The sequence below is a fragment of the Flavobacterium sp. ARAG 55.4 genome, assembly GCF_051846875.1.
In the GTDB taxonomy this organism is placed as follows: domain Bacteria; phylum Bacteroidota; class Bacteroidia; order Flavobacteriales; family Flavobacteriaceae; genus Flavobacterium; species Flavobacterium plantiphilum.
The window spans coordinates 78,286-93,510 of the sequence record NZ_JBPYCT010000002.1 but is presented as its reverse complement, the minus strand read 5'-3'; the positions used below and the strand labels follow the sequence as shown (position 1 = coordinate 93,510).

12 protein-coding genes are annotated in these 15,225 nt (G+C 37.2%); 11 read left to right on the top strand and 1 reads right to left on the bottom strand.

Going from position 1 to position 15,225, the window contains the following annotated elements:
• Positions 1–265: 265 nt before the first annotated feature.
• The gene (locus ACSV4D_RS02620) at positions 266–1,135 is read right to left on the bottom strand and encodes an AraC family transcriptional regulator (protein WP_408080212.1); all 870 of its coding nucleotides are present in this window, start codon (positions 1,133–1,135) and stop codon (positions 266–268) included.
• A gap of 387 nt (positions 1,136–1,522) precedes the next feature.
• On the opposite strand from ACSV4D_RS02620, the gene ACSV4D_RS02615 reads away from it, so the two are divergent.
• From ACSV4D_RS02615 to pelA, 11 genes are all read left to right on the top strand, one after another.
• A complete protein-coding gene (locus ACSV4D_RS02615; protein WP_439227028.1) occupies positions 1,523–3,121 on the top strand; it encodes a hypothetical protein in 1,599 nt (532 codons plus the stop codon).
• 450 nt (positions 3,122–3,571) lie between these two features.
• On the top strand, positions 3,572–4,735 hold the full coding sequence (locus tag ACSV4D_RS02610; RefSeq protein ID WP_439227027.1) for an ABC transporter substrate-binding protein: 1,164 nt from the start codon (positions 3,572–3,574) through the stop codon (positions 4,733–4,735).
• Positions 4,732–5,868, top strand: a complete 1,137-nt coding sequence (locus tag ACSV4D_RS02605) for a CaiB/BaiF CoA transferase family protein (RefSeq protein ID WP_439227026.1) — start codon at positions 4,732–4,734, stop codon at positions 5,866–5,868. The genes ACSV4D_RS02610 and ACSV4D_RS02605 overlap by 4 nt, the downstream gene beginning before the upstream one ends.
• 3 nt (positions 5,869–5,871) lie before the next feature.
• Positions 5,872–7,011 carry a CaiB/BaiF CoA transferase family protein gene (locus tag ACSV4D_RS02600; protein ID WP_439227025.1) on the top strand — a complete coding sequence of 380 codons (1,140 nt, stop codon included), beginning with the start codon at positions 5,872–5,874 and terminating at the stop codon, positions 7,009–7,011.
• A complete protein-coding gene (locus ACSV4D_RS02595) occupies positions 7,011–8,240 on the top strand; it encodes an extracellular solute-binding protein (protein ID WP_439227024.1) in 1,230 nt (409 codons plus the stop codon). The genes ACSV4D_RS02600 and ACSV4D_RS02595 overlap by 1 nt, the downstream gene beginning before the upstream one ends.
• Before the next feature lie 2 nt (positions 8,241–8,242).
• A complete protein-coding gene (locus tag ACSV4D_RS02590) occupies positions 8,243–9,310 on the top strand; it encodes a Gfo/Idh/MocA family protein (protein ID WP_439227023.1) in 1,068 nt (355 codons plus the stop codon).
• A 96-nt stretch (positions 9,311–9,406) separates the two neighbouring features.
• Positions 9,407–9,850, top strand: coding sequence for a MaoC/PaaZ C-terminal domain-containing protein (locus tag ACSV4D_RS02585; protein WP_408080198.1), 444 nt, complete (start codon positions 9,407–9,409; stop codon positions 9,848–9,850).
• A gap of 20 nt (positions 9,851–9,870) precedes the next feature.
• The gene (gene fucP / locus ACSV4D_RS02580; RefSeq protein ID WP_439227022.1) at positions 9,871–11,172 is read left to right on the top strand and encodes an L-fucose:H+ symporter permease; all 1,302 of its coding nucleotides are present in this window, start codon (positions 9,871–9,873) and stop codon (positions 11,170–11,172) included.
• Between the two features lie 182 nt (positions 11,173–11,354).
• A complete protein-coding gene (locus tag ACSV4D_RS02575; RefSeq protein ID WP_439227021.1) occupies positions 11,355–13,034 on the top strand; it encodes a glycoside hydrolase family 28 protein in 1,680 nt (559 codons plus the stop codon).
• A 95-nt stretch (positions 13,035–13,129) separates the two neighbouring features.
• Positions 13,130–13,801 carry a LamG domain-containing protein gene (locus tag ACSV4D_RS02570; RefSeq protein WP_439227020.1) on the top strand — a complete coding sequence of 224 codons (672 nt, stop codon included), beginning with the start codon at positions 13,130–13,132 and terminating at the stop codon, positions 13,799–13,801.
• 30 nt (positions 13,802–13,831) lie between these two features.
• Entirely contained in the window at positions 13,832–15,019 is a 1,188-nt protein-coding gene (gene pelA / locus ACSV4D_RS02565) for a pectate lyase (RefSeq protein ID WP_439227019.1), read from the top strand.
• The last annotated feature ends 206 nt before the right edge of the window (positions 15,020–15,225 follow it).

Sequence of the window (15,225 nt, the reverse complement as noted above, 5' to 3'; positions counted from 1 at the left end):
GTATTGACCGCTCCTCCCAATTAGGTCATTGTATAGAAATGTAAGAACTTTTTTTGACCATAATTTTTGTTCTGAATACAATTTCCAATGGAAATTTTTCGAACAGATGGTTTAATAATTTTTGAAACGCTTGCGGTTTGCCACAAATGCACTAATTTTTTTAAATCCTTATGTTTATAAAATTACCGCAGTTTTTTTTGGAACATCAACTTTAGCTTGTATCGTCTGTTTTCTTTTATCTTTCCTCTGTTTTCTTGCATCTTTTTCAATTCGACAAATACCTTTTCTTGTATTCCATAGGGGTAATTCCTGTTACTTTTTTAAAATGGCGGTAAAAATTAGACACATTATTAAAACCGCATTCAAAACAAATCATTTCGGTTGGGATTTTGTTTTCAATCAGCAGCCTGCAGGCATGACTGATTCGGATTTCTATTAGAAAATCATAATAGGTTTTCTTGGTCATCAGTTTAAAATAGCGGCAAAAAGAAGTCACACTTAAGTTACTAAAGGCCGCAATTTCTTTTAAGGTAATCTCTCTCTTGTAATTCGAAAGTGTGTAACTGCATATTCTGTTGAGTCTGATGGAATCTGATTCATTGGATTGATAAAACGCATGCGAAGCGGTGATTTCGGTATATTCTTCCGTTTCCGATAAAAATTTTAAGATGTTTAATAAAATAATCAGCTTGTCGATATGATTGGCATGAGACGCTTTTTTCATTTGCTCCATCACTTTTTCACGGGTTTTCCCATGAATAATCATGCCTTTTTTTGCTTTTTCAAAGAGTTTCGGAATCAGAAAAGATTCGGGTAAATGTATAAAATCTTTGCCTAAACAATCCGGTAAAAACTGAATTACAATGGCTTCTACATCCAAATCCTTTTTATTCTGATAATATTCCTCATGACAACGCCAGGTATGAGGCAAATTTTCACCCAGCAAAATAAGCTCTCCAGAGCTGAAATTACTGATGTTGTCCCCTATAAAACGTACCCCTTCACCTTTGATTACATAATGCAGTTCCAGTTCAGGATGGTAATGCCAGATCTTCCCAAAATTAGGTTCTTTGTTGTGGCGCACTTCAAAAGAGCTTTGGATGCTGGTGGGTACTTTGTGAAATAAAGGCTTCATAAACAGCTGGTTTCGATTTAGGCTGCAAAATTAGTGTAAATTTTACAATTACAAATATTTTTATGATAATATCCTATAAATACATGCAAATAACTAACAATGAATAAATGCTGATTTTTAGCATATTTGATAATAGGTTTTTATTCTTGAAATTATAGTCAGTTTGATTAAGTTTAAGAGATTTCTACTGTCAGTCTGAACCTGTTGAAAACCTCATTTTTAGATAGAAAACATTTCGACAGGCTCAGTGTGGCAGAAAAATTAATCAGGCTCTTAGTTTAGAAAGTTTAAGAAATAACAAATAATCATTAATAGCATGTCACAAAGCAATTTGAGTTTAAAATTCAAATTGCTTTGTGCTCTATTGCTTATAAATAATTTAAAAAAATGAACATTTATTTAGTAGCCAGTGGCGATTTGCGTTTGTCAGCAAATCAGGTATGTTGGGAAGCACAAGCCCAAATGGAACAATTATTATCAGAAGCAGTTGCCGAAGCTGGCGGAAAAATCATAAGAGCTCATGCCTATGATGAGAAAAAACAACATGGTTTTATTGACAGCCAGAAAATGGGAATGCAGGTTTTTAAAAATATTGACCCAACTGCACCGCTTATTGTTGCTGAAAGTGTCTGGCAATATTCACACCACGTTCTGGCAGGTTTAATTACACACAAAGGTCCAATTTTAACGGTGGCCAACTGGAGCGGAGAATGGCCGGGACTAGTAGGAATGTTAAATTTAAATGGTTCTTTAACTAAAGCAGGAGTTACATACAGCACGTTATGGAGTGTGGATTTTAGTGATGATTTTTTCAAAAATAATTTGAAAAACTGGATGCAGACCGCTACAGTAAAACCAGATTTAAGTCACGTAAAAGCTTTTGACAAAGCATTAATTCCTTCGGACGAACTGGCTAAAGGAGTTGCTTTTGCAAAAGCTTTCAGAAATGAAAAAGCCATTATGGGTGTTTTTGACGAAGGTTGTATGGGAATGTTCAATGCGATTGTTCCGGATCATTTGTTGCATCCAACCGGAATTTATAAAGAAAGATTATCGCAGTCATCGCTTTACGCAAAAATGCAGACAGTGAAAGACGAGGAAGCAGAAACAGTGTTACAATGGCTGCTGGATAAAGGAATGAAATTCAATTGGGGAACGGATGAAGCGACTCAATTAACCAGAAACCAGACTTTGTTACAATGCAAAATGTACATTGCTGCAGTACGCATTGCAGCCGAATTTGGTTGTGATACTATCGGAATCCAGTACCAGCAGGGCTTGAAGGATTTAGTTCCTGCCAGCGATCTGGTTGAAGGTTTACTGAACAATCAAAACCGTCCTCCTGTTTTTGACGAAGAAGGTAATGAATTATTTGCCGGAGAAGCTTTGCCACATTTTAACGAAGTCGATGAATGTGCCGGAATCGATGCTTTACTGACTTACAATTTATGGCGCTCTATGGGCTTGAAAGGCGAAAATACCCTGCACGATTTACGCTATGGAGAATATTTTAAAAACGAATCTATCGACGGATTTGTTTGGGTATTCTTAATTAGCGGAGCAGCACCACCGGAACATTTTGTAGGAGGTTATGAAGGAACTTCAAGCGAGAGACAGCCTGAAATGTACTTTAAATTAGGCGGCGGAAGCGTAAAAGGGGTGAGTAAACCGGGATCTATTGTCTGGAGTCGAATTTATGTAATGGATGACGCCCTGCATTGTGATTTAGGAATTGGAGAATCGGTAGATTTACCAAAAGAAGAATTAGACCGAAGATGGAATATGACTACACCACAATGGCCTATTATGAATGCAACTTTAAAAGGAGTAAGCCGTGACCAGATGATGGGTCGTCACAAAGCGAATCACATTCATGTGGTGTATGCCGAAAACGAAGCTGAAGCCAACAAATTGTGCCGAATTAAAGCAGCAGCTCTACAGGAACTGGGAATTCAGGTTCACTTTTGCGGAGATGTAGCGTTGTAATAATACATTTATTGTACGTCAGTTCGAGTGAATTTTAAGAAAATGCAAACAGCTTTTTTTTAAAATTTGTATCGAGAATTTTTATCGAAACAAGGCTTCTCGATACATTTTTGGCTGATTTGAAATTTATTCTGAATTCAAGTCACCGAAGCCAAAAACACTCGAAGTGACGCAATCATAATATATCAATTAGAGTCATTTTCGACATAAAAATGCCTGTCTGTAATAAACAGGCATTTTTTGTTTTTTATATCAGTTTAAGTATTGTGCAAAATATTGATACAAAGCGAAATGCAAAATAAAAAAAAGCTCAAATTGACGATTTATAATTACATTTAGGATTGTTTTTAAAATGAAAAAAATAGACAGAACAGAGATAATAACGGATAAAAATGAATTAATTAGTTTTCTTAATTTTAATTTTTGCAAATCTGTGTTCTAATAAAAAAAATGAAAAGTTACAAGATGAAGAAATTGAAAGGAATTACATGGAACCATACCAGAGGACTTTTGCCAATGGTTGCTACGGCTCAGCGTTTTACAGAGTTGTATCCGGATGTAGAGATTAGTTGGGAAAAGAGAAGTTTACAGGAATTTGCCGATGCTTCGATTGAAGATCTGGCTAAAAGATTTGATTTATTGGTGATTGATCATCCGTGGACTGGTTTTGGTGCAGCGACTAACACTATTGTACCTTTGTCTGATTATTTTTCAGCTGAATACATCAAAGATCAGGAAGTCAATACCGTAGGAAAATCATACGAAAGTTATGTTTTTGACAACAAGCTATGGGCTTTGCCTATCGATGCAGCTACTCCTGTTGCGGCAGCCCGTTTGGACATTTTAGAAAAAAACGGTTTAAAAGTTCCTGAAACTTACGATGATTTATTGGCTTTGGCCAAAAAAGGATTGGTGGCATTTGCCGGAATCCCGGTAGACTCATTAATGAGTTTTTATTCGTTTTGCTGTAGTTTAGGCGAAGCACCATTTCAATCTCAGCAAAAAGTGATTTCGGAAGAAACAGGAATTAAAGCGTTACAAATGCACCGTGAATTAGCGCAATTGATGGATCCTGCTAATTTTAACCGAAATCCAATTCAGGTGTATGAAGCCATGGTCAATACTGATGAAATAGCGTACTGCCCGTTTGCTTACGGATATTCTAATTATTCAAGAATTGGTTACAGTAAGCATTTATTACATTTTTATGATTTAGTAAAGTTGAACGATCAGCCTATGATTAGTTCGCTTGGCGGAACAGGATTAGCTGTTTCTGCTTTTAGCGAAAACCTACCAGAGGCATTAAAATATGCTGAATTTACAGGTTCTTCTCAGGTACAACAAAATATTTTTGCCGATAATGGGGGACAACCCGGACATTTGCAAGCCTGGAAAAATGAAAGAATTAATGGCATCACCCATGATTATTTCAAAAATACGCTGCCGGCTTTAGAGCGTGCTTTCTTGCGTCCAAGATATTCCGGTCACATGTATTTTCAGGATCATGCCGGCGATGTTGTGCGTGATTATCTGATGAATGGGGGTGATGAAAAAGAGGTTTTAGCCGCTATGGATGCTTTGTATGTAAAATCACTTAATCCGGCAACAGTATGAGACCTTTAGAAGGTGTAGTGGTTTTAGAGTTTTGTCAGTTTCTGGCAGGACCTTCAGCAGGATTAAAACTCGCCGATTTAGGTGCCAGAGTCATCAAAATTGAAAGACCTGTAAAAGGAGAAGCTTGTCGCCAATTGAGTATTAAAGACTTATTTGTTGACGAAAACAGTTTGTTATTTCATACCATTAATCGAAATAAAGATTCTTTTGCCGCCGACCTTAAAAATCCCGACGATTTAGAATTGGTTAAAAAACTCATTGCCAGGGCTGATATTATGACACATAATTTCAGACCGGGTGTAATGGATAAAATAGGTCTGGCTTTCGCCGATGCTATTGCTATCAATCCAAAAATTATTTATGGAGTAGTTTCCGGTTATGGGGATGAAGGACCGTGGGCTAAAAAACCGGGACAGGATTTATTAGTACAATCGTTATCCGGTTTAGCCTGGTTAAGCGGTAAAAAAAGTCAGGGACCGGTTCCTTTTGGTTTATCGGTGGCTGATATCATGTGTGGAAATCATTTGGTACAAGGACTTTTGGCAGCTTTATTAAAAAGAGCCAAAACCAATAAAGGAGTTTTGGTGGAAGTTTCTTTAATCGAATCTATTTTAGATGTACAGTTTGAAGCTATTACTTCTTATCTGAATGATGGTGGGAAATTGCAGGAAAGAGGTGATGTTGCCGGAAGTGCTCATGCTTTTTTAAGCGCGCCTTATGGTGTTTATAAAACTCAGGATGGTTATCTTTCTTTGGCTATGGGCGATTTAATGTATATTAGTGAATTGCTGGAAGTCAATCTTGAAAAGTACAGAGAAAAACATTTGTGGTTTGAATTCCGTGACGAAATCAGGGTGCTGTTGAGTGATAGATTATCGCAAGAAACAACTGATTATTGGTTGCAATTGTTGCAGGAAAAAGGGGTTTGGTGTGGAAAAGTATTGAATTATCAGGATTTGGATCAGATTGATTTTAGTATGCCAATGAAACAAACCATCGAAAATTCAGATCATAAAAAAATCGTTACTACCAGAAGTCCGATTCAGTTAGATGGCGAAATTCTGACGAGTCGAAAAGCAGCACCAAAAGTAGGAGAGCACAATAAAATAATTCTTGAAACTATTATCAATTAGAAGATGAAACCATTAGAAGATTATTTAATAATAGATTTCAGCCAGTTTCTTTCAGGACCTTCGGCAAGTTTACGCCTGGCCGATTTAGGAGCCCGCGTGATAAAAATTGAGAAACCGGGAACAGGTGATATTTGCAGAACTTTATACACTTCGGATTTGATTATGAACGGAGAATCTTCCGTTTTTCATACGATAAATCGAAATAAAGAATCCTTTGCAATTGATTTCAAACAGCCGCAAGAATTAGCAAAACTGAAGAAACTTTTGGCGAAAGCCGATGTGGTGATGCATAATTTCAGACCGGGCGTTATGGAACGCATTGGGTTAAGTTATGAAGAGGTAAAAAAGATAAATCCTAATGTGGTGTATGCTTCGATAAGTGGCTACGGCTCAAAGGGAGCTTATAAAGATTTACCGGGACAGGACTTGCTGTTGCAATCCTTGACGGCTTTAACCTGGTTAACAGGAAACGAAGGCGACGGTCCTGTTCCTATGGGATTGTCTATCGTGGATATGCTGGCCGGAGCGCATTTGGCTCAGGGAATCTTAGCGGCTTTGTACCGAAAAGCAATGCAAAATGTGGGCGCTTTGGTGGAAGTAAGTATGTTAGAATCGGCATTTGATTTTCAGTTTGAAACCATTACCACTTTCTTTAATGACGGTGGCGAATTGCCGGTACGAACTAAAACCAACAATGCCAATGCTTATCTGGGTGCACCTTACGGAATTTACCAGACTAAAAATGGTTACATGAGCCTTGCCATGGGTTCAATACCTGTTTTGGCTGAATTGTTAAGTTGTGAAGAACTAAAACAATTTCCCGAAAATAAATTTACATTAAGAGACGAAATAAAATCAATTTTGGCAGCGCATTTACGCACACAGGATTCGGAATATTGGCTGGGTATTTTAGAACCGGCTGATATTTGGTGTGCCAATGTGTTAAATTACGAGCAGCTTTTTGCTCAGGAAGGATTTCAGGTTTTAGACTTTGTGCAGCAGGTAGAAATGCTGGATGGCTACAGTTATAAAACTACCCGATGTCCTGTTAGAATTGATGGGGAATTATTTACTTCGGGTAAGGGATCGCCAAAATTGGGTCAGGACAATCAAAATATCATAAACGAATTTAATCTTAGCTAATGGAAAATCCAGTCTTTAGAATAGCAGTTCGAAAATTTGGGCCTTTTGAAACGGCCATGCAGCAACTTTGGGATGCATTTTGTTTAAAATACGATATTAGTATCGGGGTCGAAATGGTTCCAATGGAATTACATGATTTGTATGAACAGACTATCAGTGAAGGCGGTTTGAAAAAAGGAGATTGGGATATTGCTCATATGAACACCGACTGGATTTTTGATGCGGCTAATGCAAATGCAGTTCAGGATTTAACGTCGTTTATTGCTACTGAAGCACCTCAGAATTTTCCCGAAGGATGGCATAATTCTTTATTGCATTTGCAGGAAATTGAAGGGGGAATTTATGGATTGCCTTTTCATGATGGTCCTGAATGTTTGATTTACAGAAAAGATTTATTCGAAGATCCGATAGAAAAAGAACATTTTAAAAAGCAGTTTGGTTACGAATTAGCTCCGCCTCAAACCTGGCAGGAATTTGAGCAAATCGCTACTTTTTTTAATCGTCCTGATAAAAATCTATACGGCTGTGTTTTTGCTAATTATCCTGACGGACACAATATGGTATTTGATTTTTGCCTGCATTTATGGACCCGTGGCGGTTCACTATTAAATGCTGAAAACAAAATGAATATCAACACCCAGGCCGCAATTGATACCTTAGATTATTACCGTTATATTGTTAAAAACACCGATGCTGTTCACCCTGGCTCTGCTGATTTTGGTTCGGTTGAAGCAGGAATGGCTTTCGCCAACGGAGAAGCCGCTATGACAATTAACTGGTTTGGTTTTGCCTCAATGTGTGAAGTTATTACCGAATCAAAAGTAAAAGGAAAAGTTGATGTTACTACTTTGCCCTTCGCGGTAGGCGGAAAAACAGCTTCACTGAATGTTTATTGGTTGTATACAATTGGAACAGGAAGTAAAAATAAAAAGCTGGCCTATGATTTTTTACGATTTGCTACTACTGCTGAAAGTGATAAATTATTAACTAATGAAGGTGGAATAGGCTGCAGAAAATCCACATGGAAAGATGCTGAGATTAACGAAACCATTCCGTATTACCACAAGCTGGAGAGCTTACATGAAAATGCACTGACTTTACCACAAATTGCAGTTTGGCCGGATATTGCCATACTGATAGACCAAATGGTGCTGACTGCTTTAAAAACAGACATTCCATCGGCAGATTTATTAAAAAACACACAAATTGAAATTGAAAAAATACTATAATTATGCATATCCCTTATAAACCCGAATTGCCAAAAACCAATCAGCCTATAGTAATTATTGGTGCCAGCGGAATAGTGAAAGATGCGCATTTACCTGCTTATAAAATTGCAGGATTTGAGGTTTTCGGGATTACGAACAGAACTTTTGCCAAGGCTCAGGCAATGGCAAATGAATTTGGGATTCCCCACGCTTTTGAAACCGTGGCAGATGCTGTACGTAACGCTCCGGCTAATGCCGTTTATGATATTACGGTTTTACCGGAACAATACATTGAAATTTTAGAACAATTGCCTGATGGTGCAGCAGTTTTGATTCAGAAACCCATGGGAAATGATCTGGCTGAAGCCAAAGGAATTCTGGAAGTTTGCGAAAGAAAAAAATTAGTGGGTGCGATTAATTTCCAATTGCGTTTTGCCCCTTTTGTAGCAGCAGCCCGTCATTTGATTAACGAAGGAATCATTGGCGAATTGTACGATATGGAATTTAAGGTAACGGTAAATACACCCTGGGAGTTGTTCCCGTTAATCAAGGTACATCCGCGATTAGAGATTTTATTTCACAGTGTGCATTATGTGGATTGTATTCGTTCGTTTATTGGAGATCCAAAAAGTGTTTTGGCTAAAACCTGGAGACATCCGTTGAAGGATTTATCGTCTTCGCGTTCCACTATTATTCTGGATTACGGCGATACGATACGTGCGGTAATTAATACCAATCACGACCATCATTTTGGTCCGGAACATGAAGAAAGTTACATTAAATGGGAAGGAACTAAAGGAGCTATCAAGGCTAAAATGGGCTTGCTGATGAACTATCCGGCAGGTCTGGAAGATGTTTTTGAATATGCAGTTGCAAATGATGAAGGAAAATACGAATGGAATAAAGTACAGCTGGAAGGCTCGTGGTTCCCGGAAGCTTTTGTGGGAACAATGGCAAACCTGATGCGTTACAAAGAAGGTTCGGATACGGTATTACACGCTAGTGTTGAAAACGTTCTTGGAACGATGAAGGTCGTGGAAGCCTGTTATATCAGTAATAAAAAAGGTGGAATTCCACAAATGGAGTTATAAAAATAATAAATTAAAGTCCTCAGTCCTTAGTAATTAGTCCTTAGTATTTTGGCTAATCACTAAGGACTAGGGACTAAGTACTAAACAACTAAAAATATGTATTTCAAATCAACTTTTTTTGAAGAGTACCAATTAGATGAAAAGCGTGTGACGCTGGGAAGAACCATAACCGAAACGGATTTTGTAGTGCATGCCGGGCATACCGGTGATTTTTTTCCGCATCACATGGATGAAGAATGGTGTAAAACACAGCCTTTTGGTCAGCGTATTGCTCATGGGACAATGGTTTTTGCAATTGGGATCGGGCTAACCGCATCAGAGATTAATCCGGAAGCTTTTTCTAAGGGTTATGACCGGATGCGTTTTGTAAAACCGGTGCACATCGGCGATACCATTCATTCAGAGATTACGATTTCTGAAAAAGGAGATGCTAAAAGACCGGAGATGGGAACGGTGACGGAGCACGTAGAAATTATCAACCAGCGAGGAGAAGTAGTGATGGTTTGCGACCATTTGTTACTGGTAAAAAGAAAAAATTAAATGACCAATAATTATCAATTATGAAAATAACCAATCAAATGGGAGATGTCCATGAGGTACCTACAGAAAAAGGACAGGGTTCAAAATATTTGTTGCCTTTTATTTTAATAACGACGCTGTTTTTCCTTTGGGGAATGGCTCACGGACTTGATGGAATTTTAATTCCGCACCTTAAAAAAGCCTGTCAGCTTAACAACAGACAATCCACATTGATTGATACGGCAATTTATTTGGCTTATTTTCTAATGGCGATTCCGGCAGGAATGATTATTAAAAAAATTGGATATAAAAACAGTATCATTACCGGTTTGTTAGTTTTTGCAACGGGAGCCTTTTTATTTGTTCCCGCAGCTAATTCGCGAGCGTATGATTTGTTTTTAATTGCGTTGTTTATTATTGGATGCGGACTGACTATTCTGGAAACCAGTGCGAATCCTTATGCAGCAATTTTAGGTCCGCCGGAATCTTCTTCTTTTCGATTGAATCTGGCTGCATCTTTTAATGGACTGGCAGTGTCGGTAGCAGGATTTTTGGGAGGTTTTTTTATTCTTTCAGGGATTAATCATACTCCGGAGCAAATGGCTGCAATGCCAGATGCAGAGCGAATAGCTTATCTGACTGGTGAAGCGGCAGCTGTAAAATTGCCTTATATTATATTAGGATCTATATTGGTTTTAGTGGCAATCTTGTTTTATTTCATGCATTTACCATCAATGAAATCTGAGAATACCGAAGTAGAGGTAAAGCCCGGATTTTTTTCAGTGTTGAAACACCGTCATTTGAGCTGGGCTGTAGTAGCGCAGTTTTTCTATGTGGGAGCTCAGGTATGTGTAACGAGTTTCTTTATCAGAATTGCTCAGAAAGAAGCAGGATTAGATGAAAAAATGGCTGCCTACTATTATGGTATTTACGGATTGTTGTTTATGATAGGGCGATTTACAGGAACTTTCTTTTTGAAGTTTGTAAAAGATTATGTGTTACTTTCTGTTTATGCTGTTCTGAGTACAATACTTTGTGCTGTAGCGATTTATGGTACAGGAGTTTATGTTATTTATGCATTGTGGGGAATTGGATTTTTTATGTCTATTATGTTCCCAACGATTTTCTCTCTTGGTTTAGTAGGATTAAAAAACAATACCGAAACCGGTTCTTCGTGGTTGGTAATGTCTATAATTGGCGGAGCCATTTTGCCATACGGAATGGGAACTTTGATTGATATGAATCATGATGACATTCAATCAGGTTATTTGATTCCGTTAGTGTGTTTCCTGATTATTCTTTATTTTGGAGTTTTTGGACACAAGGTGAAAAAAGTAGCCTGATTCGGTTTTTTTAAAATTATTGGCCCCTTTTTTCAGCAATGGAAAGAGGGGTTTTTTTGTTACATCGCTTTTAATTTAAACGATGCATGATTACTATTTTAATTAAATAATTTTAAATATATTTGTGAGATAATCGATTACATTTTTTATTATAACAAAAAAACAATCAAAAAAAAATCAGAATGAAAATTAAATCAGGAAATTTATTATTTATTGCTGTTGTTACTTTCTTGAGCTGCTGGTCACAAAACAGCGTAGCTCAGGTTTCCAATTCCAATGCAACTTATGAAGGAATTGAATTTAAAATGGCGATAGTTCAAGAACCGGTTATACCAAATAATTCCGTGAACATTAAAGATTTTGGCGCAGTAAGCGGAGGCGATGTTTTAAACTCAGAAGCCTTTGCTAAAGCTATTGAAGCAGTGAGCCAAAAAGGTGGCGGAAAAGTTATTATTCCTCCTGGAATTTGGTTAACAGGACCTATTATTTTAAAAAGTAATCTGGAATTGCATGCGCAGGCAGGAGCTTTAATTAAATTTTCACCGGATAAAAGTTTGTATCCACTTATAGAAACCAGTTTTGAAGGCTTAAATACCTGGCGTTGTATTTCGCCTCTTTACGGTAAGAATCTGGAAAATGTTGCTTTCACTGGGAAAGGAGTCTGGGATGGTTCAGGCGAAGTGTGGAGACAGGTTAAAAGAAGCAAACTAACCGAAAGCCAATGGAAAAAATTTGTAGCTTCGGGAGGAGTGGTGAATGCATCCAAAACAAGCTGGTATCCGTCAGAAATTTTTATGAATGCTTCTGAAGGTGCAGATCAAAATGTACGGTTGGACTTAAAAACCAGAGAAGATTTTGAAAAAATTCATGATTTTCTTCGTCCGGTTCTAGTGAGTATTCAAAACAGTAAAAGAGTATTGTTTGACGGACCGGTGTTTCAAAATTCTCCGGCATGGAATATTCACCCGTTAATGATTGAGGATTTGATTGTTCGAAATGTATCGGTTCGTAATCCCTGGTTTTCTCAAAATGGTGACGGTCTTGATGTAGAATCCTGTAAGAATGTTTTGGTAGAAAATTCCAGTTTTGATGTGGGTGATGATGCGATTTGTATTAAATCAGGAAAAGATAAAGACGGACGTGACAGAGGAATCCCGTGTGAAAATCTGGTGATCCGAAATAATATTGTGTATCATGGACATGGAGGAGTAACGGTAGGAAGCGAAATGTCCGGCGGGGTAAAAAACATGCATGTTTCTAATTGTACTTTTATGGGAACAGATGTAGGACTGCGTTTTAAAAGTAATCGCGGACGTGGGGGAGTTGTTGAAAATATCTTCATTTCGGATATTTTTATGACTGATATTCCATCTCAGGCCATTTCTTTTAACCTTTATTATGGCGGAAAATCAATTGCCGAAACTCTTGAAGAAGGAGGAACACCGGTAGAAAATAAAATGATTCCTGTGGATGAGAAAACACCACAATTCAAGAATATTTCAATGAAAAATATCACTATAGCCGGAGCTAATCAGGCGGTATTTTTACAGGGATTACCTGAAATGAATCTGGAAAATATTGAAATTTCGAATTTGAAAGTAAAAGCAGATAAAGGTTTTACCATTATTGATGCCAAAGGAATTAAAATTACTGATGCAGAGATAGACCTTAAAGACACCGCAGTATTTGATGTTTATAATGCTAAAAATTTGTCGCTTAAAAATGTGGAATTCAATTCGACTTCTCCAAAAGCAGTTACGATAAACGGATCAGCTTCTGAGAATATCGATTTATCAACTTCTGATTTGTCTAAGAAAACATTTATAGGAGCAAAAGTTCCTAAAAAAGCAGTGAAATTTTAAATAACAGACTAAATATCCGGAATCTCCAAAATCAGCTGATTTTGGAGATTTTTTTATTCAGGAAGCAATTTTATTCATTCTTAAAATATTAAAAGATGAAAATAACTTTGGTATTTGCAGCACTGTTTTTAACGGTTTTTTCTTTTGTATTGAAAGCTCAGCATACGGATGCTGCAGCAAATAAAAAAACCGAATGGCTGATGGCATCTTTCCTTCAACATAAAACAGAGCAAACCACAATTTTAGGAAACCCAACAATTGTTCTGTCTCCTTATGGAAACGCAGTTGCTTTTGATGGTATTGATGATGCTTTATTTTTAAAAGAAATGCCATTAAAAGGTTTAAAATCCTTTACAGTCGAGATGATTTTTAAACCTGAAAGTAATGGCGTTTTTGAACAGCGCATTTTACATATTGGAGGTGTTACAACAGACAGAATGCTGCTGGAAATACGTGCTGTAAACAATCATTGGTATTTTGATGGTTTTGTAGCTTCCAAAGGAGTGAAATTGGCCTTGGCAACCGAAGAATTAATGCATCCTTTAGAAAAATGGTATCATGTGGTTTTTGTAGTTACAGCTAATAGTCTGACCACTTATGTTAATGGGAAGGAAGAGTTGCATCAGGATTATACTTTTAATCCCATTGAAGAAGGACAAACATCTATTGGTGTGCGAATGAATAAAGTCAGCTGGTTTAAAGGAGCTATTTATAAAATACAAATTTCTCCCGGAGCACTTAAACCAAATGAGTTTTTAAGACTCTAACTATAACCAATCGTAAAAATCCCAGCAACCATGACCACAAAAAAAAGAAATTATTTGGTATTTCTGATCCTATTTGTATTGTCGAATACTTTTACAAATGCCCAAGCCAAAAAAGAGACCGATGCTATTACTACCAAACCTTTTGGCGACAGCGAAAGACACTGGTACGGAATTAAAGATGAAAATAATTTAGTAAATCCGGTACCCAATCAGCCAAAATATGCCGAATCTGATTACACGAAAATTGCCGATAACATGATTCTTTTTCAGCGTGCCAATGGTGGCTGGCCTAAAAATTATGATATGAAAGCGATTCTGACACCGGAACAAGTCGAAAAAGTCGCTTCAACTAAGGCTATTTTACATACTACTTTTGACAATGAAACCAGTTATACTCATGTGTATTACTTAGCTCAGGTTTATACAGCCACTAAAATTGAGAAGTATAAACAAGCATGCCAAAGAGGAATTCAGTTTATTCTTGATGCACAATATGCTAATGGTGGATGGCCGCAATATTATCCATTGGAAAAAAATTACAGCCGTCATATTACTCTCAACGATGGTGCTTATATGGGAATTATGAATTTGTTAGACAAAATAGTCTATAACAATCCTAATTTTTCTTTTTTAGACGAAGCACTCAGGTCAAAGGCGAAAGAGTCTTACAATAAAGGACTGGATTGCATTTTAAACATGCAAATTAAAGATAATGGCAGACTTACTGCCTGGTGTCAACAACATGATGAGGTGACTTTAGCTCCTGCATGGGCACGAAAATTTGAACCGCCAAGCATCTGCAATGGCGAAAGTACAGATGTGGTGCTGTTTTTAATGAAAATAAAAAATCCAAACGAAAGAATTATTCACTCGGTACAAAGTGCTGTAAAATGGTTTGAGGACTCTAAAATCTATAACACCCGCATTGAGTCTTTTCAAATTGATGCATTTGAGTCTAAATATAAAACCGTAAAAAGAGATGTCCGAGCTGTAGCCGATCCTGCTGCGACACCTATCTGGACGCGTTATTATGAATTGGATACCAATAGACCTTTATTTTCTGATCGCAACAGTGAATTGTTATACTCGCTGGCTGAGGTGAGTGTGGAACGCCGCAGCGGATATGCCTGGTATACTTCCAGTCCTCAAAAAGTACTGGATAAATATCCGGACTGGCAACAAAAATATGCACCGGATAATAATGTGTTAAAGAAATAAAGAATTTAATTTTCTAAATAGAAAAGACAGTGAGCTGTGATATGTGGTAATTTATTTACAGGCGGTTCTCAATTGAAATATTACAGCGACGATGCACAATTGAACTGAAAATTGAGTGTAGTAAAATTATGTCTGTCTCAGTCATATTGCATCAGATAAAAGAAACCTGATGTTTTCTAATTGGTTAATAAATTTTACTTTTGTTA

Coding starts and splice junctions, on each gene's coding strand:
- ACSV4D_RS02620 (WP_408080212.1), bottom strand. CDS start 1,135: ATGAAGCCTTTATTTCACAAAGTACCCACCAGCATCCAAAGCTCTTTT.
- ACSV4D_RS02615 (WP_439227028.1), top strand. CDS start 1,523: ATGAACATTTATTTAGTAGCCAGTGGCGATTTGCGTTTGTCAGCAAAT.
- ACSV4D_RS02610 (WP_439227027.1), top strand. CDS start 3,572: ATGAAAAGTTACAAGATGAAGAAATTGAAAGGAATTACATGGAACCAT.
- ACSV4D_RS02605 (WP_439227026.1), top strand. CDS start 4,732: ATGAGACCTTTAGAAGGTGTAGTGGTTTTAGAGTTTTGTCAGTTTCTG.
- ACSV4D_RS02600 (WP_439227025.1), top strand. CDS start 5,872: ATGAAACCATTAGAAGATTATTTAATAATAGATTTCAGCCAGTTTCTT.
- ACSV4D_RS02595 (WP_439227024.1), top strand. CDS start 7,011: ATGGAAAATCCAGTCTTTAGAATAGCAGTTCGAAAATTTGGGCCTTTT.
- ACSV4D_RS02590 (WP_439227023.1), top strand. CDS start 8,243: ATGCATATCCCTTATAAACCCGAATTGCCAAAAACCAATCAGCCTATA.
- ACSV4D_RS02585 (WP_408080198.1), top strand. CDS start 9,407: ATGTATTTCAAATCAACTTTTTTTGAAGAGTACCAATTAGATGAAAAG.
- fucP (WP_439227022.1), top strand. CDS start 9,871: ATGAAAATAACCAATCAAATGGGAGATGTCCATGAGGTACCTACAGAA.
- ACSV4D_RS02575 (WP_439227021.1), top strand. CDS start 11,355: ATGAAAATTAAATCAGGAAATTTATTATTTATTGCTGTTGTTACTTTC.
- ACSV4D_RS02570 (WP_439227020.1), top strand. CDS start 13,130: ATGAAAATAACTTTGGTATTTGCAGCACTGTTTTTAACGGTTTTTTCT.
- pelA (WP_439227019.1), top strand. CDS start 13,832: ATGACCACAAAAAAAAGAAATTATTTGGTATTTCTGATCCTATTTGTA.